The organism is Bacillus cereus group sp. BceL291, from assembly GCF_051776705.1.
GTDB classification, from domain to species: Bacteria; Bacillota; Bacilli; order Bacillales; family Bacillaceae_G; genus Bacillus_A; species Bacillus_A cereus.
Map to the genome: position 1 here is coordinate 96,579 of NZ_JBPWAP010000010.1, position 18,744 is coordinate 115,322.

The following is an 18,744-nucleotide window of genomic DNA, read 5'->3' on the forward strand; positions in this document are numbered from 1 at the left end:
TCCTCCCTATGACATGAAGACCCTTACATTTACATCTTCATGTTGCATTTGATTTATTTCGAATTCAGGATCATTCAATCCAAAATCTTCTAATGAAAGTATTTGAATTCTATCAATAGATTCGCAGATTAATTCATGGCATTCTTGTAATAGTTTTTGACCATCTGTTTGTCCAAGAGGAATGGCTCTCACACCGTTTTGAATTATACTTCCAACACTTGAGTATAAGAAAACTAAGAGCGTTTCTTCTATTGTCATTTTCAATTCCGCCCCTAATATTCCGTATACAATACTCGGATGACCTTGTAATTTATTACCCATAATATTTTCTTTATATATATTTAAATTTACAAACGAGAACAATTCACACAATAATTTAGAAGTACTTTTACTAATCATTCTATTTGCTTTTCTACATTCAAAAGGCAATGTTTGTGCTGTTATTAAATCATCTAAAAATGTAATTTGTTCTCCCTCATTATTCTTAATGGCTTCGTAAGTATATTTGCAAATTAAGCCGTCCGTGTATGTTAATTGGACTTTTACATATCGATTAACCCATTTGAAAAACCCGTCTTTATTTGTAACTTGTCCCTCTTGAATAAATGTTTCTAATCCAAAAGAGTGACTAAAACTTCCTGTTGGGAAGTTCGAATCACTAATTTGGAGTAGGTTAAATATGTTTGTGCGAAGCATGCTTGAACGGTTTTGGTAATACTCTATTTTCTTTTTGATAAGGAACACCTTCCTTTTTAAGTAAATCTTCTACTAAGTAGTCGTTCGCCAAAATCATGCACCCTTCATCGAATTGTGCTGGTAAATGTCTATTCCCTAAGTTATGAGCAATAATCCCCATTTCTTTTATTGATTTTGGAGTAATTACAATTACCTCTTCTGGTAATACTTCAATATACACAATTCGATTTTCATCTTCATATAAAATATCACCGTTCTTTAATGTTTCTCCACTATCTAAAGACACCCCAATTTCAAAACCAGATTCTGAATATAATTTCTGAACTCTCTTCAGTAAAAGCTCACTAGAAATTAATATCTTATCAAGATGCTTTTTTGTGTTTGAGAAATCATTCATATTGCATACGTTGTTATTAATTTTTTCAATAATCATTTTATCTCCCCCGTTATATCAAAATAAAAAATATCTTTGAGCCATAGGTAGTACATCTACTGCTTCACACGTGATTACTTGTCCATCAACTTTAACTTCATATGTCTGCGGATCTACTTCAATTTCTGGTGTTGCATTATTTAACTTCATATCTTGCTTCGAAATCTCTCTCGTATTTTTAACAGGTAATACAACTTTATTTAAACCTAATTTTTCTTTAATATTATTCTCATAAGCTACTTTCGATACAAATGTAATCGAACTTGACTGTACTGCTTTTCCATATGCACCAAACATCTTTTTTTCATAATATGGTTGTGGGGTAGGAATTGAAGCATTCTCGTCTCCCATTAATGCCATCACTACCATTCCGTTTTTCAAAACCATATCTGGCTTAACACCGAAAAATTGTGGATCCCATATTACAAGGTCTGCATACTTTCCTATTTCAATAGAGCCCACGTATTCTGAAATCCCATGTGTAATAGCTGGATTAATTGTATACTTAGCTATATAACGTTGAATTCTATTATTATCGTTATATTCTTTATCTCCCTCTAAACTACCAATCTGCTTTTTCATTTTATCGGCGGTTTGCCAATTGCGAATAATAACCTCTCCAACCCTTCCCATCGCCTGTGAGTCAGAGCTAATCATGCTGAAAACCCCTAAATCTTGCAAAATATCCTCTGCCGCGATTGTTTCTTTTCGAATCCTTGAATCTGCAAACATTACATCTTCTGGAATATTCGCTTTTAAATGATGACATACCATGAGCATATCTAAATGTTCATCCAGCGTATTCACTGTATATGGCAAGGTCGGGTTCGTTGATGATGGTAAAATATTATTCAGCGCAGCAATCTTTATAATATCTGGTGCATGCCCACCTCCAGCTCCTTCAGTGTGGTACGTATGAATAACACGATTATCAATAGCTTTTATCGTTTCTTCCACAAAACCACATTCGTTTAACGTATCCGTATGAATAGCGACTTGAATATCATATTTATCAGCAATCTGTAACGAGTGATTAATTGCTGACGAAGTTGCTCCCCAATCTTCATGGATTTTCAATCCGATAGCCCCTGCAAATATTTGTTCTTCCAGGGCAGGTAAACTTGAACTATTTCCTTTCCCTAAAAATCCAAGATTTATAGGAAAAGCTTCTGCTGCTTCTAGCATTTTTCTTAAATTCCAAGATCCAGGTGTTATTGTAGTTGCCTTAGTCCCTTCTGCCGGTCCTGTTCCCCCACCAATTAAAGTTGTTATACCTGAAGCCAATGCCGTATCAATTTGTTGTGGGGATATGAAATGCACATGTGTATCAATACCTCCAGCTGTAACGATTTTCCGCTCACCAGAAATTACTTCCGTTGATGTTCCAATGATGATATCAATATTATCCATAACTGAAGGATTACCACTCTTACCAATTGCTGAAATCTTCCCATCTTTTATACCAATATCCGCTTTATATACTCCCGTATAATCAATAATAATTGCATTCGTAATAACAACATCCACAACCCCCTGTTCTCTTGTAAGTTGTGAATTTTGTCCCATACCATCCCTAATTGATTTTCCTCCACCAAAGACAGCTTCATCACCATATACAGTGGCATTTCGATCAACATGTGCGAATAATTGTGTATCCGCTAAACGAATAGAATCTCCTGTAGTTGGACCATATAAATCAGCATATTGTTTACGTGACATCTTAAAACTCATGCTATCTCCCTCTTTTTGTGTAAGATTGAATATCGCCATCCACTTTATTTTTAAATCCATATACTTCTTGTTCCCCTGAATATGGAACTAGTTCAATCGTTTTTTCATCTCCAGGCTCAAATCTTACCGCTGTACCTGCTGGAATATTTAAATGTTGTCCAATTGCTACACTGCGATTGAATTTTAACGCCTCATTCACTTCATAAAAGTGGTAATGAGATCCAATTTGAATGGGTCTATCTCCCTGATTTATTACTTTGACTTTCATTGCTTTTTTATTTCCATTACACACTATGTCTTCTTTCGCAAGGATATATTGCCCTGGAATCATAACATTCACTTCCTTTAATGAATTGGCTGATGAATAGTTACTAATTTTGTTCCATCAGGAAAAGTTGCCTCAACTTGAATATCTGATATCATGTCTGCAATACCATCCATAACATCTTCAGCACTTAAAATGTTTTTTCCAAGTTCCATTAATTCCGCTACATTTTTACCATCTCTTGCTCCTTCCAAAATTTCATACGTAATAATAGCGATACTTTCTGGATAGTTTAACTTAAGCCCCCTCTCCTTTCGTCGATAAGCTAAATCAGCCGCAACAACTACTAGCAGTTTATCAATTTCTCTTGGCGTTAATCTCATTACAATCTTCCTTTCTGAAGTATTTTAAAACTAAGAATATTCTAAAAATAAAAGATGTATTTTCAATGTCTTTTCCGTGTTTTCCCTATGTTTTTTTATTTTCCTTCATTCTTCTCTAACACGTATAAATCTTCTTCGATATTCGTTAATTTCTCACTTACAAGCTTTCTTGCATCTCCAATTGCTTGATTGTATGCAAATGGTCCAACTAATTTAACCATTTCTTCTATTAAACGCTCTGCTTGGAAACGTCCAATTTCATCTAAATCTTCTTCAACGAAAAATTGCTGAATTTGCGCTACAAGCTCTTCTTTTTTATCATTTGGTATTTTTATATTCATCATCGTTGTTACTCCTCTATATTTAAGATAATATCTTCCTTAACTCTACCATAGAAAAACGATTACCAGGACAGCTTTTTGTAACTCCTTCTAACTCTCTATGACCTAGTATATTTTCTTTCTTTATAGCAAATTGCTTCATAAACATTTTGCATAAAGAATATAATGCATTCACTTGTGCAGGAGTTGGATCGTATTTATCGAAATTTCCCGTCATACATATTCCAATTGTATGACGGTTATGGTCTTTCGCGTGCGCTCCAATATGTAAACCTCGCCCTTCCACTACAGTTCCGTCCTTTTCGATAAAATAGTTGTAACCAATCCCGCTCCACCCTCTTACAGTTTGATGAAATCCATGTGTTTTATACACGTCCCATCCATCTTCAGCTGTATGGTGGATAATCAGTTGATTTACTTTTTCTAAAGGAACTAATTCATCTTGAAATGTTAGATTGACATATTTAATTTCCATTTGAACTGCCTCCTCTTAAAAATCAATCATAATAATCGTTTTATCATCTGGTTTTATTCTCTTTTCCCCTTCCAGCTTTTCAATGATTGCTACATATTCGTTTATACTATTCTTTCTTATATATGCAACAGTTTGTTCTAATGACCAATCTGGGTGGAATAACCCGTCTGAACAAATAAAAATTCCACTCACTTCATCTATATGTAATTCACCATGTTGTAAATAATGTATCGCTTCTTTCATTCCATTTGCAACTGAATAACCATTTGGCATATTTGCAAGATAACGATTGTATTTTAACTGTTCTCGCACATCTTGAAAAACATATTCTTCTGGTACAGATAACCCTTTTTTACGATCTTCTTCCCTCTTCCTTTTTGCTCGTTTACTAATTCCTTCAACTGTGTCTTTCGTTAATACTTGCATCGTTCCATTTTGAAAAGTTGCGACAATCATACAGTCCCCAAGCTGCGCATATTCAATTTTCTCACCAACTATTTGAACTGCCGCGATACATGTGCACCACAAATGCTCTTTTTTTCTCGTGTCTACTTCATATTCTAACATTTTGCTTTGTAATGCTTCATTTGCTTTGGTAACTGCAAATTGTAAACTATGATTCTCTCGTAATGCAGTAAAATAATTTGCAAATAAATGCGAAGCGATGTATGCTCCATTATGTCCATTTTCATCACGAAACGGGACAAGTGGTGTTGCACCGTCACATACACCATAAATCTTTTTATCTTTATTACAAAAATAAGAATCCTCACATTCTTGCTTCAACGGGCTTTTCTGTTGATATGTTTTTATCTTCACAACTGTATCCCCTTTCAAATGATAAAATACTCAAATTCTTTCGATTAATCTAATTTACCAAAATAAACTGTTTTTACCCAAAACTTTCAATATCATATATAATCTTGAAATAATATGAATTTTTCAGTGAAGGACGGGAAAGAAATGGTCAGATTCCTTGGTGTTATTATCGGTTCTATTATTATTGCGGTTGCCTTTAATCTTTTCCTTATCCCCCACAAAATTTTAAGTAGTGGAATTGGCGGAATTGCTATTATTTTAGGGATTGTAACCCCTGTAAACACAGGCATTATTAACTTTGTATTAAACTTACCTATCCTTATTTTAGGGTACATAGGCCTTGGAAAAAAAGTAATTTTTAACACAGTTGTCTCTGTAGTTGTATTATCTGTTGCATTATACTACGTTCCAGTAAAAGTCGTAGCAACAGATCCATTGTTATCTTCTATCTTCGGGGGTGTCATCGCCGGAGCTGGTATTGGTCTTGTTTTTAACTGTAATGGATCCACTGGTGGATTTGATATTATCGGTATGCTTTTATCCCGCAAGCGAGACATTAAACTTGGCGGATTCCTTATTATTTTAAATGCAGTCGTTGTAATAATCGCAGGATTCTTCTTCACCTGGGATGTTGCACTTACAAGCTTACTTTCAATTTATGTAACTGGTAAAGTAATTGATGCTGTTCATACAAAACATCGTAAAGTTACACTTATGATTGTAACAAATGAAGCAGAAAAAATGAAAAAACAGCTTCTTTCAACTGTTGTACGTGGAATAACGTTACTTGATGGCGAAGGCGCTTATTCAAGCGAGAAAAAGCGTGTACTTATGACGGTCGTTTCTCGTGAAGAATTAGCAAGTATGAAACTTACAATTTCTGAAATTGACCCGAATGCATTCGTTAATATTACAGAAACTGTAGAAGTGTTAGGACTTTTCAGAAGAAGTTAAAGACTAGGTGGGAATACACCTAGTCTTTATTTTGCATAAATTCAATTCTGTTTCCAAACGGGTCTGATACGTAAAATCGAATTACATCTGGCCGTGCATAATCATCAATCACTTTTACACCTTTCTCTATAAGTGTTTGCTTAAATTCATTAATTTCATTCACATAAAAAGCTGGATGAGCCTTTTTAGCTGGTGTAAAGTTCCGCTCGACACCAATATGGATTTCTTGATTTCCACATTTAAACCAACATCCACCTCGTTTTTTCAACTCTTCTGGCTTTGGAATTTCTACCATACCAATTTTATTCCCATAAAAATCACGCGCCTCTTCTTCACACTCTACAGGTGCAGCTACTTGCACGTGATCAATCCCTTGAATATAATTTTTCATTTTCTCTCCCCCTCCTCTACCCTAATGTTATACGGAAAACAGCCGTCTGTAACTTACAAAAGGGTTATAAAACAATATAAGCTCCCCTTATTACCATCCTGCATTCACTTTGCAAAAAAAATAAAAAAATAAAATTTATTCTATAACTTCCATTTTTTATAGAAATACACATCACATCTATATTATAGTTATGAATAGACAAATCTTTTTAGATGCTATTTGTACGGAGGAACTATTATGAGTCGTAAAAAATATTCACCAACTCAAAAAAAACGTCATCCGAACATTTCTAGACGTTTGCGAAACCATATACAAGATCGTTCATTAACAGAAATGTACGCATCTCTGTTCGAACATAATCCTGATAGTATTATTTCATTAAACTTAGAAGGAGTTATTCTACATATAAATCCTTCTGCCGAAAGAATATTAGGTTACACTTCTTTAGAATTAGAACAGAAAAATATTACCTCTATTTTAGGAGCCCATATTTCTGAGCAAGTATTACAAAATATAAAGAATACTGAAGCGGATAATCAACAAGAGTATATCTTATCTATTTATCATAAAAATGGATTCTTATTAGATGTTGTGACAAAACTAGTTCCTATTTTTGTTCAAAATCGTCTTACTGGTGTATACGCTATTATGAAGCCACTTGAAAAATCAGAAAGAATTGAGAATATGCTAAAAGAAAGTGAGAAGAGATTACGTACATTAGTAAACTCCATGCCTGCGTTTGTTATATTTAAAGATCATGAAGGGCGCTGGCTTGAGGCAAATGACTACGCACTTTCTTGCTTCAACTTCCATCATGTACCTTACCACGGGAAAAAAGATAGCGAACTCATTCAATATAATGAAGCATACCGAGAAGCTTTTTTACATTGTGAAGAAGTCGATGAACTAGCATGGCAACAAAGACAAATTCTTCATGGCGAGGAATTTATTATACATAGAGATGATTTCGATTTAATCTTAAGTATATCAAAAGTTCCGCTTTATCATCCTGATGGTTCTCGCAAAGGTCTTATCGTGATGGGGAGAGATGTTACAGAGCTAAAAGAAACTGAAAAGTTACTACGAAAATCTGAGAAGCTCGCAGTAGTCGGACAACTGACAGCTGGAATTGCCCATGAAATTCGAAATCCACTCACTTCCCTAAAGGGTTTTCTAACATTGCTCCTCCCTGAAATAAATGAGGAGCAAAAATGGTATATCGATGTTATGTTAAGTGAGATTTCACAAATGGAATCCATCACGAGTCAATTTATGGCGATGTCTAAGCCACAAGTATTATCTATCCAAACTTGTAACATACAAACTTTAATTGAAGAGGTAGTTACATTTATTTTACCGACTGCAATTATGCATAGCGTTCATATCATCATGGATCATTTTGATTACGTATATGATATTCAATGTGACGGTAACCAATTAAAACAAGTTTTTATAAACATATTAAAAAATGCGATAGAAGCGATGCCAAATGGCGGAAATATTTTCATCCAAACAAAACCATTAGAGGATAATTTCATCTTAATACGAATTATCGATGAAGGTTGTGGCATTCCAGAAGATCGTATCTCCCGTCTAGGCGAACCTTTTTATAGTTTAAAAGAAAAAGGCACAGGACTAGGATTAATGATGTGTTACAAAATAATTGAAGAACATCATGGTAAATTACACATTTCAAGCGAATTAAATAAAGGTACAATTGTTGATATTGAGCTACCACTTTCTTCATCTCATCTTGCAATCCAGTCTTAAATAAAAAAGAAGCATCTGCTAATGGTTAGCAGATGCTTCTTTTTTAAAATACTTTATCATACCACTCTTTTGCTTTTTCTACTTCACCCATCGTTAATTGATGCCCTCGATTTTCCCAATGCATTGTTACATTCGCGTTTGCATTTTCTAATAGTATCTTCAATTCCTCTGACTCTGCTGATGAACAAATTGGGTCATTTGTCCCAGCAGCAATAAACACAGATTTCCCTGCTAAATTTGCTAATTGCATTCCTCTTCTTGGTACCATTGGGTGATGAAGCACAGCACCTTTCAATGCATTTTCGTAATGGAATAATAAGCTTGCTGCGATATTTGCCCCATTCGAATAACCGATAGCTACAATGTTATTTCTATCGAATTTATATTCTTTAGCCGCTTCATCTAAAAATTCATTTAATTCCTTCGTACGGAAAATTAAATCCTCTTCATCAAAAATGCCCTCTGCTAATCGGCGGAAGAAACGCGGCATCCCATTCTCTAACACATTTCCCCTAACGCTTAATACCGACGCTTCCGGATCAACTATTTCTGCAAGTGGTAGTAAATCTAATTCATTACCACCTGTGCCATGAAGTAATAACAACACTGGTTTTGACGTATCTTTTCCTTTTTGAAAAACATGTTTCATCATAATCCTTTTCCCCCTTCAATCACTTTAATCTAAATTTCTCACTTCAAATGGTAAAAGCGTTTGTTCAATCTGTTTTCTATGTTGTTCATATTGTTCCGGTAACTTTAATTCCTCACCCATCGTCTCTAACGATTCATCATGAGCGAAACCAGGAGGATCTGTTGCAATTTCAAATAAGATTTCACCATGTTCTCTAAAATAAATCGCGTTAAAATAATTTCGATCTTGTACAGGAGTTACGTGATATCCAAAACGCGACACATGCTCTTTCCAGTCTAGCTGATCAGCATCGTCACTCGCTCTCCAGGCAATATGATGAACTGTGCCAACGCCCATTTGGCCACGACCGATTGTTGATAATTTCAAATCAATAATATTTCCAATGTCAGCAGAAGAACGGAATCGAACAAATTCACCCTCTTCTCCAATTTTCTCAAGACCCATAATATGTTCTAACAATTCAGCTGTTTTTTGAGGCTGTGTAGATAAAAGAACAGCACCTCCAAACCCTTTAATTGCTACTTCTGGTGTAACTTCTCCAAAACTCCAATTATTTAATTCGCCTTTTTCTCTTTCAACTAATTCTATATGCAAACCATGCGGATCATCAAATTCTAAATACTGCTCTCCAAAACGAGTCATTTTTGTATACGAAACATCGAATTTTTCTAATCTATTTTCCCAAAACTCCATTGCACCTTTTGGTACAACGTAAGATGTAATTCCTACTTGACCATCTCCAATAATACCTTGACGAGCACCTGCCCATGGGAAAAACGTAATAATTGTTCCAGGCTTTCCTCCTTCATTTCCAAAATAAAGATGGTACGTACCTGGATCATCAAAATTCACTGTTTGTTTCACTAAACGTAACCCCAATACACCAGCATAAAAGTCTACATTTTCTTGTGGATGCCCTACAATCGCTGTAATATGATGGATTCCCATTGTTTTCTTTTCCATTTCTTCCACTCCTTTTTTATTTCATTATAAAAATTCTTTTACATTTAAATTCATTATTCATTTTGTCCATGCTACAAAGTAAAATCCGTCATTATAATTTTATCTCGAATTCGAGATATTAATCACAAAATTACGTATCGGCGTCTAACCTATTGAATTATCTCGAATTCAAGATAATTCACAAAAAATATTTGTTCGATTTATAACCATAATAAATTTTCATTATGAACATTATTTATCTCGAACTCAAGATTTATTATAAGTTACTTATTTTTTATTGTCAATAAGTCCTTACTTTCATTTTTCTTGTTTTCACTTATGGTTCCCTACCTTAACAAACATTTTTTGTTATTTCAAGTGAACGAGCACTTTTCATTACATGTGAAAACCTTTATAAACGCCTTTATCCCAGTGGATTACAATGATTTTTCAAGAAATTAAAGTAATAATATTCAGAAAATTAAAGAGTGTTTTTTCACACCTTATTTTCATTCCTTTACCCGATAAATTTTAAAAACTAAAAGCCATACAAATGTATGACTTTTAGCTTATTGACGTCTCAAATTTTGCTTTCTCTACATATACTTTACGAAATTTCATATAGCATCCAATACGCCAAGGTACTATATAACAAACCGCAAGAGTGTAGAAAAGAATGCCGATTGACTTTGGATCTAGACCTTGTAAATGTCTTCTAAAATAAGCACGTAAAAGAACGATAACTAAAAATGTAGCAATAAAAGCGATACTTTTTTTTGCATAAATTTGACCATCTTCTCTGACTTCATACCCACTTAAAATAATAAGTGGAATTGACAATAACAGTCCGATCCCAGCAGCTATACCAATTTGCCAACCAGCAAGTTGTATCGGTGCTGCGTATAAAGAAAAACCTGGTAATAAGAAGAATAATGGCAATAGTAGTCGTCTTCCTTTATTATTAATTGGTCGATTCATAGAGCGTATGCGTCTAAATATAACGAGCCCTATGACGAGTAAAAAAATTGTAATACTGTACGAACCTTGCTGCAAGTGAATCTCTCCCTAAAAATAGTCATTTTCAAAAATACTCCCCTATTATACTCCTAATTTTTCCAAAAATATAATTATTCCTCTAAAAAATCTTACACATCAAATATACTTTTAGGTTTGATTTACTATAGGAAACAATTCCGAAAGAGGAACTACTCTCCCCACCTCGTCTTTAAACACAATATGCTCTCTAGTTAAATGGCGCGGGCTCTTCACTCCCGCCGCTGCCGCTAATGAAAATAAACTATATCTCATACTAATAATATAATTCATGACTCGCCACTTCTTCTCATACGGATCTAACGCTTTTTGATAATGCGGATTCGTCGTGGCTACACCAGATGGACATTGACCAGAATTACATTGAAGGGCCATAATACAGCCACTTGCCATCATAAACCCACGGGCTGAACTTACAGCATCCGCCCCAATCGCTAAAGCAATCGCCACTTTATCTGGTGTGATTAATTTACCCGATGCAAATACTTTAAACTTGTTACGGACACCATAATGGTTTGCTGTATCAATAAATGTAAGTAATGCTGGAATAAGCGGCAGTCCCATACAATCTGCCATCGATTTATACGTTGCCCCTGACCCGCCTTCTGAACCGTCGATTGTAATAAAATCTGGGTAAATGTTTAGTTCTTTCATTGTTTTTATTAAATCTTCCAAAGGCTCCTGCTGACCAATTACAATTTTCATTCCAACTGGTTTACCGCTGTTTTCTTGCAACTGTTGAATAAAACAAAGTGTATCCGCTGCATTCTTTAAAAATGAAAATCGATTCGGTGAATTAATCGTCTCTCCCTTTCGAACGTTGCGAACAAAAGCAATTTTCTCATTTACCTTTTGTCCCTCTAAATGACCACCACGTATTTTAGCACCTTGCCCAAATTTTAATTCGAATGCTCTAATATTACTTTCTTTCGCTTTCTCCATGAATTTTCCCATTGAAAAATTACCGTCTTCATCACGGTATCCAAATAACCCTGGACCAATTTGCGCAACGATACTCGCTCCTGTATGTAAATGTTCTGGAATAACGCCACCTTCACCCGTATTAATCCACGATCCGCCTGCCATTTTTGCTCCAAAACCACTCGCTAAAATATAATTTTCTCCAATCGCACCGTAAGAAGTCGCAGATGCACCAAACATGCCATGTAGCTTCCACGGATATTTACGGTTCTCACCGACTATAATTGCATCATCTTCTTCGTACAGCCAAAGATTCGTTGTATCCGCTGTCAATTTTTCTCTTCTTGAAAATAACCCTTCTTTATGAATCACGTACTTTTTACCTTCCCGCTCTTGCGTGAGATTCACACTTAATTCCTCAGTTAATATCGGAAATAATGTATTAGCAATATAATATCCAGAAGCTTCAAAATCTCGTTTTGATCCAAAACCAAGTATTTCAGAGCGATATTTCGCTAAAAACATAACACTTTGAAAATCATAACGTGAGAAAGGCTTTCCATCCGTATCATGATCAAACCAATATTGTCGGAATTCAGGCCCTATCTTTTCCAGTAAGTAGCGCATTCTTCCTAAGTACGGATGTAATTTTAAAATAGAATGGTGTGTTCGTTTTTTTATAAAAAATGTAATGATAAAAAAGACGATTAAAAGCAACATTAAAAATAGTAATATACTAATAATAACGAGTAGCGTTTCACTCATCCCGCTTCCCCCTATGAAATTCCATAATAAAAGGAGAACACTCGATGTGCTCTCCTTTTATCTTTATTCATACTAACGTAGCAAGATGCTCTTTCGCGTCATATTCAACTAAACTTTCAGCGTGTTTAATTCGATGAACAAAGTCTGGATTAGCAATTAACGGTCTTCCGAATGCCGCTACATCAATCGTTCCTTCTTGCAACGCTTCTTCGGCCTCTTTCGGATTTAAATTACCAACCCCAACAATCGTACCATCCCAATATTTTCTTACTAGTTGATGAAAATTCTTTCCACCAGCAATCTCTTGCGTATAATTCATCGTTGAAGGATGGATCATCGTTAACCCAACCTCTTTAAACATATTTATGAACGTTTCAATTGCAAACTCAGGGTTTTCCCACATATAAGTAGGATTATCACCTTTGAAAGCAGAGAAACGAAGAAGTGTTTTATTAGCTCCAACAGCTTCTATTACAGCCGCCGTTACTTCTTTCATAAACGTTAACCTTTGTTTTAAATCACCACCATATTTATCTGTTCGCTTATTCGCAAACTCATACGTAAATTGATCGATTAAATATCCGTGTGCACCGTGAATTTCTACTCCATCAAATCCAGCTTCGATCGCATTTTTCGCAGCTTGTGCGTATTGACCGATCACTTCTTGTATTTCTTCTAACGTCATTGCTTCTGGCGTATCAAACGGTTTACGAAAGCGTGGAACATTTCCCTCTGCAGCGATAGCCGATGGTGCTTGTGGCATTTGACCACCAATTATTTCATGATGACTCATACGCCCAACATGCCATATTTGAGCAATAATCGTCCCGCCTTCTTTATGTACTGCCTCTGTAACAGGTTTCCAAGAATCGATTTGTTCTTGTGTATAAATACCTGGTACTCCTGGATTTCCTTTTGCTCTCGGACTAATGACAATTCCTTCTGTAATAATTAGTCCAATTCCATCCGCAGCACGTTTTCTGTAGTACTCCACTACATCAGCACCAACTACTCCAGTCTCATTATCTGCAAAGCATCTTGTCATCGGTGCCATCACTATACGATTACGAAGAGACCAAGCTCCAACTTGAATTGGATCAAACAACTTTGTTTCTTCAACGTTTTCAAAAAATCCCCCTGCATTTACATTTGTTCCTTCATAAATACTCGCTGCTTTATTACTTGAACTTGTCATTTTTCTTCCCCCCTAAAAAATCTTACTATAATCGCATCATACTTACTTTTAGATAGTAACGTCAATTTTTACGACTTTATAACAAAAAATTCGAATATTCAAAAAATAAAACGCTGTAAATAATATTAAAAAGGTTTCCTTAGGAGGAAACCTTTTTTGTTGACCATATATGGCTGTCAATTCGTTTATCTCTTTAATAAAAAAACACCTTATCAATAGAAGTGAAAATGGTTCAGTATTCTTCTAAAAATAATAACTTATATACCTAAAACAATGAAAGCCCTACCTCTCTTTCATCCTTACGGCTCCTCGTCCGTGCCAGTGTGAATCAGGATTGCAAAAATCAAGTAACTATTTTATCGAAGTATTCAATTAAACTTCGAACATTCATAAATGAAATTAAAAAATAAAAATGGATTTGATTGTAGTAATAACAATAGAGGTAATGCTCTAAAAGTGGTTTGAAAGAGTTGAATGTCTTTGAAATGATAAATTTTCTATAATTATGTTCCCAAAAAATTCAAGATCTTTTTTGGGATATAATACATTATTTGTAATGAACCTTAACAAAAGCTTTTTATCTGATTTTCTGTGATACCTTCAATTAATCCCAGTTCACTAATCAAAAATTCATATGCGTTATCTAACATCTTCTTTTCGCTTGCATTAAGTGCTTTTTCTTTCTGTATACGCATTAAATCACGCACAACTTCAGCACCTTCTTGCATTTTACCCGTCTTTATTTTATCAGTGTTCAATTTATACCTTTGTTTCCACGTAAGTAATCTATCTGATTCCCCATGTTGAAAAATATCCATTATGTGTGCTAATGCGGTTATATCCGTAACTGGTCGTATATTCGAATTCAATATTCTCCCTGCTGGAATCATTAGTTCCATATTACTAGCCGACATTTTTATAACATAATACTGTTGTTTTTCTCCTGAGATTTCCTTCTCTTCTATGGCTTTAATTATACCTGCTCCCTGCATTGGATAAACAATATTATCACCAATTTGAAACAAATAATCCACCTCCATATATGGTAACCTTCTCAAGCTTAACATACTTTTAGTTTTTAGCAAAATTTTTTTATTTTATCACAAAATTATTTTACGAGTCAATACTTCAGAAGCAAGAAATTAAATTTACACAATACACTATAAAAATCGCAATTCCATTAACGGTTCCACACACATTCATTCTCCTTTAACACAAAAACACATCACTACATTTAAGTAGTGATGTGTTTTTGATAAGGCATAAATAAATATCTACTTTTCCGTCTATATACTAACCTGTTTGCTAACTGTTTCCCTCGCTAAAAGAAAACTCATAATCACTTGCGCTGCTACTCTACTCGTCATATCTCTGAAATCAAGAGTTGGATCAATCTCTACTATATCCATCCCTTGAACGAGCGATTCTTTACCAAGGAATTCAATCGCATCTAGTAAAGTCGTACTATCCATCCCACCAGGCCCAATTGCTGGACAACCTGGTGCAAACGCTTGGTCTAGCACATCCATATCAAGAGAAATATAAATAGAAGTCACACCTTGATTTCTTAATACTTCAATACTTTCCGTGATAATATCTTTTATTTCTCGCTCTCGTACGTCTTTCATTGTATACACTGTTACACCATGCTCTATTGCATATTCATGGTACGCACGTGCATTAGAAAAATTACGAATTCCAATTTGAACAAGTTGTTTCCCTGCAATGACATCATTTTCTAGTAAACTACGGAATGGTGTACCATTTGACGAGCCTCCATCATCTAAATTACGTAAATCATGATGAGCATCAAATTGAATAATTCCGACCTTCCCTTTACTGTTTGCAAAACCTGTTATACTCGGAAAACTAATCGAGTGGTCACCGCCAAGAACGATTGGTATCATGTTCGGGTTTACTTTCGTTACATGCCCAACTGTTTTCGCAATTCGTTTATGACTTTCTTTTATATCCGTCACATGCATCGTAATATCGCCGCAATCATATAAGACACTTTCTTTCATATCGTGTTCTTCTGTAATTGCATATGTGCTATATGCATCTAACATCGCACGAATTGTTTTTGGCGCAAAACTCGCTCCTGAATGACTAATAGACGGTTTAGAAAGGGGTGCTCCAATTAAGGCAGCACCGAATATTTCCACACCTTCCTCCCAATCTTTAATCATCTCACTCCATTTCGTCACTTCACGATCAATAAACTTTGCATTTTTCTTTAAATAGTGGCCGTGCTCCACGATTGTTCACCTCTTGTATATGCAATATTACCATTCTTCCATACTGTATTCACATGACTTACGCCGTAATGATACGGTACGTAAGCATAATTGTAAGCATCCCATAAAACTAAATCTGCCTTACGACCAACTCTAATTTTCCCAGCTACATCACCACGGTTAATGGCATATGATGAGTTAACCGTTACGGCATTCCAAACTTCTTCTGGTGTCATTTTCAATTTTAGCATCGCAATGCTCATAATAAGCTGAATATTTTCAGTTGGACAGCTACCTGGGTTAAAGTCTGTAGCTAACGCAACTGCAACACCTTCATCAATCATTTTACGTCCACGAGCAAAGCTTTCTTTATTTAAATAGAAAGTTGTTCCTGGTAATAAAGTTGCTACTGTATTAGAATTTGCAAGCATTTCAATTCCTTTATCAGAAGCACCAACTAAATGGTCCGCTGATGCTGCACCGATTTCTGCCGCTGCTTCCGCACCACCAAGAGGGTCGATTTCATCTGCATGAATTTTCACATCAAAGCCAAGCTCTTTCGCTTTTAATAAAAATTCTTTTGATTCTTCTACAGAGAACACACCTGTTTCACAGAAAATATCAACGAACTCCGCTAATTGCTTCTCTTTCATTTCTGGTAGTAGGTCTAACATCCATTGTAAAAATTCTTTCGATCTACCTTTATACTCTTTCGGAACTGCATGAGCACCTAAAAATGTTGAAACTAAATCGATCGGATGCTCTTTTTGTAATTGTGCTGTTGCCTCTAATTGTTTCCATTCCGTCTCATCATCTAATCCGTAACCACTCTTCGCTTCTACAGTAGTAACTCCGAAAGATAGCATACGGTCTAAATGGAATTTCGCTTTTTGAACAAGTTCTTCTTTCGACGCCTGTTTCGTTGCATTTACAGTTGAAAGTATGCCTCCGCCTTGTTCTAAAATTTCTAAGTACGGAACTCCTTGTAGTTTTAGTGCGATTTCATTTTCACGAGATCCACCAAATACAAGATGAGTATGCGGGTCAACAAGACCAGGAGAAACCATTTTCCCGCCGCAATCAATAACTTCTCTCGCTTGTAATCCTTTCGCTTCTTCCGCTGTTCCAACGAAAGTAATTACACCATTTTCAATTCCAACCGCACCGTTTTCGATAACAGGAAGCGTGTTCATCGCTTCCCGTCTTAACAAGCCATCTTCTTGATCCATTGTTAGTAATTGACCGATATTTATTAGTAAAGTGTCCAGCATGTTTTCTCCTCCTTATTTCATCATCGGAATGTTAACGCCTTTTTCTTTCGCAGTTTCCACAGCTAAGTCATACCCTGCATCCACGTGACGAACAACACCCATACCAGGGTCAGAAGTTAATACGCGCTCAATTCGTTTTGCTGCTGCTTCTGTTCCATCTGCAACGATAACCATTCCCGCATGAAGTGAATAACCCATACCAACGCCACCACCGTGGTGAACAGATACCCAGCTTGCACCGTTTACACTATTAATTAATGCATTTAAAATTGGCCAGTCAGCTACTGCATCACTACCATCTTTCATCGCTTCTGTTTCACGGTTTGGAGATGCTACTGATCCACAATCTAAATGGTCACGACCGATAACGATTGGTGCTGATAATTCACCATTTGCAACCATTTCATTAATGATGCGACCAAATTTCGCACGCTCACCGTAACCAAGCCAACAAATACGTGATGGAAGCCCTTGGAATTCAACTTGTTGACGTGCCATACGAATCCAGTTACATAAATGTTCATTATCAGCGAACTCACGTAAAATTACTTCGTCTGTTTTATAAATATCTTCTGGATCACCAGAAAGTGCTACCCAGCGGAATGGTCCTTTTCCTTCGCAGAATAATGGACGGATAAATGCTGGAACGAATCCTGGGAAATCGAATGCATTTTTCAAACCTTCATCGAAAGCAACTTGGCGAATGTTATTTCCGTAATCAAATGTAATTGCGCCTTTTTCTTGCATAGCAAGCATTGCTTCCACATGTTTTGTCATACTTTCTTTTGATAATTGTACGTAGCGTTCTGGATTTTCTTCACGAAGTTTCGCTGCTTCTTCTAACGTGTAGCCTACTGGAATATAACCGTTTAATGGATCATGAGCAGATGTTTGATCTGTAACTAAGTCTGGTGTAATATTGCGCTTCACTAGTTCTGGTAAAATTTCTGCCGCATTTCCTAATAAACCAATAGAAATCGGTTCTTTCTTCTCTTTATACTCGTTCGCAACCGTTAACGCTTCTTCTAATGATTCTGTATACATATCACAGTATCTCTTTTCAATACGACGATCGATGCTGCGCTTATCAACATCAATAGCAATGACAACACCGCCGTTCATCGTTACAGCAAGAGGTTGTGCACCACCCATACCACCTAAACCAGCAGTAAGTGTTAATGTACCTTTTAATGAACCATCGAAATGTTGACGAGCTGCTTCACCAAATGTTTCATATGTTCCTTGTAGAATCCCTTGCGTTCCAATGTAAATCCAGCTACCAGCTGTCATTTGTCCGTACATCATAAGACCTTTTTTCTCTAGTTCTCGGAAGTGATCCCATGCCCATCAACTTAAAAGTGTTAACTATCCCCAAAAGTAAAAAATGCCATCCTTTCTTTATATTCGTGATAGAATATAAAGAAATTGAATGTTTTTTCTTAATATTAGG

19 protein-coding genes and 1 pseudogene are annotated in these 18,744 nt (G+C 35.7%); 2 read left to right on the top strand and 18 right to left on the bottom strand.

The annotated features are described in order from the left end of the window. Positions 1-6 precede the first annotated feature (6 nt). The 8 genes from ACS2CR_RS09940 to ACS2CR_RS09975 all read right to left on the bottom strand — a co-directional run bounded on the left by ACS2CR_RS09940 (position 7) and on the right by ACS2CR_RS09975 (position 5,161). Positions 7-696 carry an urease accessory protein UreF gene (locus ACS2CR_RS09940; RefSeq protein ID WP_053512825.1) on the bottom strand — a complete coding sequence of 230 codons (690 nt, stop codon included), beginning with the start codon at positions 694-696 and terminating at the stop codon, positions 7-9. Further along, complete coding sequence (locus ACS2CR_RS09945) at positions 674-1,129, bottom strand: urease accessory protein UreE (protein ID WP_000582805.1); 456 nt, start codon at positions 1,127-1,129, stop codon at positions 674-676. Before ACS2CR_RS09945 ends, ACS2CR_RS09940 begins: the two co-directional genes overlap by 23 nt. An 18-nt stretch (positions 1,130-1,147) precedes the next feature. Further along, on the bottom strand, positions 1,148-2,860 hold the full coding sequence (gene ureC / locus ACS2CR_RS09950) for an urease subunit alpha (RefSeq protein ID WP_000008664.1): 1,713 nt from the start codon (positions 2,858-2,860) through the stop codon (positions 1,148-1,150). A 1-nt stretch (position 2,861) separates the two neighbouring features. Next, positions 2,862-3,191: an urease subunit beta gene (locus ACS2CR_RS09955; protein WP_000612160.1), complete on the bottom strand. Its 330-nt coding sequence runs from the start codon at positions 3,189-3,191 to the stop codon at positions 2,862-2,864. Between the two features lie 14 nt (positions 3,192-3,205). Then, positions 3,206-3,508, bottom strand: coding sequence for an urease subunit gamma (locus tag ACS2CR_RS09960; RefSeq protein WP_001241327.1), 303 nt, complete (start codon positions 3,506-3,508; stop codon positions 3,206-3,208). Between the two features lie 95 nt (positions 3,509-3,603). Then, complete coding sequence (locus ACS2CR_RS09965; protein ID WP_000981075.1) at positions 3,604-3,852, bottom strand: DUF2164 domain-containing protein; 249 nt, start codon at positions 3,850-3,852, stop codon at positions 3,604-3,606. Between the two features lie 19 nt (positions 3,853-3,871). Further along, positions 3,872-4,324, bottom strand: a complete 453-nt coding sequence (locus tag ACS2CR_RS09970; RefSeq protein ID WP_053512826.1) for a peptidoglycan recognition protein family protein — start codon at positions 4,322-4,324, stop codon at positions 3,872-3,874. A 15-nt stretch (positions 4,325-4,339) separates the two neighbouring features. Next, entirely contained in the window at positions 4,340-5,161 is an 822-nt protein-coding gene (locus ACS2CR_RS09975) for a protein phosphatase 2C domain-containing protein (protein ID WP_002101224.1), read from the bottom strand. Between the two features lie 126 nt (positions 5,162-5,287). On the opposite strand from ACS2CR_RS09975, the gene ACS2CR_RS09980 reads away from it, so the two are divergent. Next, positions 5,288-6,097: a YitT family protein gene (locus ACS2CR_RS09980; protein ID WP_000251344.1), complete on the top strand. Its 810-nt coding sequence runs from the start codon at positions 5,288-5,290 to the stop codon at positions 6,095-6,097. Between the two features lie 19 nt (positions 6,098-6,116). On the opposite strand, the gene ACS2CR_RS09985 is transcribed toward ACS2CR_RS09980, so the two are convergent. After that, positions 6,117-6,488 carry a VOC family protein gene (locus tag ACS2CR_RS09985; RefSeq protein ID WP_000800766.1) on the bottom strand — a complete coding sequence of 124 codons (372 nt, stop codon included), beginning with the start codon at positions 6,486-6,488 and terminating at the stop codon, positions 6,117-6,119. A 237-nt stretch (positions 6,489-6,725) separates the two neighbouring features. On the opposite strand from ACS2CR_RS09985, the gene ACS2CR_RS09990 reads away from it, so the two are divergent. After that, positions 6,726-8,258, top strand: a complete 1,533-nt coding sequence (locus ACS2CR_RS09990) for a BA3702 family sensor histidine kinase (RefSeq protein WP_000087658.1) — start codon at positions 6,726-6,728, stop codon at positions 8,256-8,258. Positions 8,259-8,301: 43 nt separating this feature from the next. Here ACS2CR_RS09990 and ACS2CR_RS09995 read toward each other — a convergent pair whose 3' ends face one another. From ACS2CR_RS09995 to hutU, 9 genes and pseudogenes are all read right to left on the bottom strand, one after another. Next, entirely contained in the window at positions 8,302-8,910 is a 609-nt protein-coding gene (locus ACS2CR_RS09995) for an alpha/beta hydrolase (RefSeq protein ID WP_000975485.1), read from the bottom strand. 24 nt (positions 8,911-8,934) lie between these two features. Continuing rightward, on the bottom strand, positions 8,935-9,873 hold the full coding sequence (locus tag ACS2CR_RS10000; protein ID WP_000412731.1) for a ring-cleaving dioxygenase: 939 nt from the start codon (positions 9,871-9,873) through the stop codon (positions 8,935-8,937). Positions 9,874-10,416: 543 nt separating this feature from the next. Further along, positions 10,417-10,905: a cytochrome c biogenesis protein CcdC gene (locus ACS2CR_RS10005; protein ID WP_053512827.1), complete on the bottom strand. Its 489-nt coding sequence runs from the start codon at positions 10,903-10,905 to the stop codon at positions 10,417-10,419. 111 nt (positions 10,906-11,016) lie between these two features. Beyond that, positions 11,017-12,591, bottom strand: a complete 1,575-nt coding sequence (locus ACS2CR_RS10010) for an FMN-binding glutamate synthase family protein (RefSeq protein ID WP_000005165.1) — start codon at positions 12,589-12,591, stop codon at positions 11,017-11,019. A 67-nt stretch (positions 12,592-12,658) separates the two neighbouring features. After that, positions 12,659-13,786 carry an alkene reductase gene (locus ACS2CR_RS10015; RefSeq protein ID WP_153602507.1) on the bottom strand — a complete coding sequence of 376 codons (1,128 nt, stop codon included), beginning with the start codon at positions 13,784-13,786 and terminating at the stop codon, positions 12,659-12,661. 563 nt (positions 13,787-14,349) lie between these two features. Then, positions 14,350-14,811, bottom strand: coding sequence for a CarD family transcriptional regulator (locus tag ACS2CR_RS10020; protein ID WP_170317877.1), 462 nt, complete (start codon positions 14,809-14,811; stop codon positions 14,350-14,352). Between the two features lie 261 nt (positions 14,812-15,072). After that, complete coding sequence (hutG, locus tag ACS2CR_RS10025) at positions 15,073-16,044, bottom strand: formimidoylglutamase (RefSeq protein WP_309567965.1); 972 nt, start codon at positions 16,042-16,044, stop codon at positions 15,073-15,075. Continuing rightward, on the bottom strand, positions 16,023-17,294 hold the full coding sequence (gene hutI / locus ACS2CR_RS10030) for an imidazolonepropionase (protein ID WP_000887540.1): 1,272 nt from the start codon (positions 17,292-17,294) through the stop codon (positions 16,023-16,025). The genes hutG and hutI overlap by 22 nt, the downstream gene beginning before the upstream one ends. Before the next feature lie 12 nt (positions 17,295-17,306). After that, positions 17,307-18,641: pseudogene (gene hutU / locus ACS2CR_RS10035) on the bottom strand (urocanate hydratase); the annotation flags it as partial. Positions 18,642-18,744 lie beyond the last annotated feature (103 nt).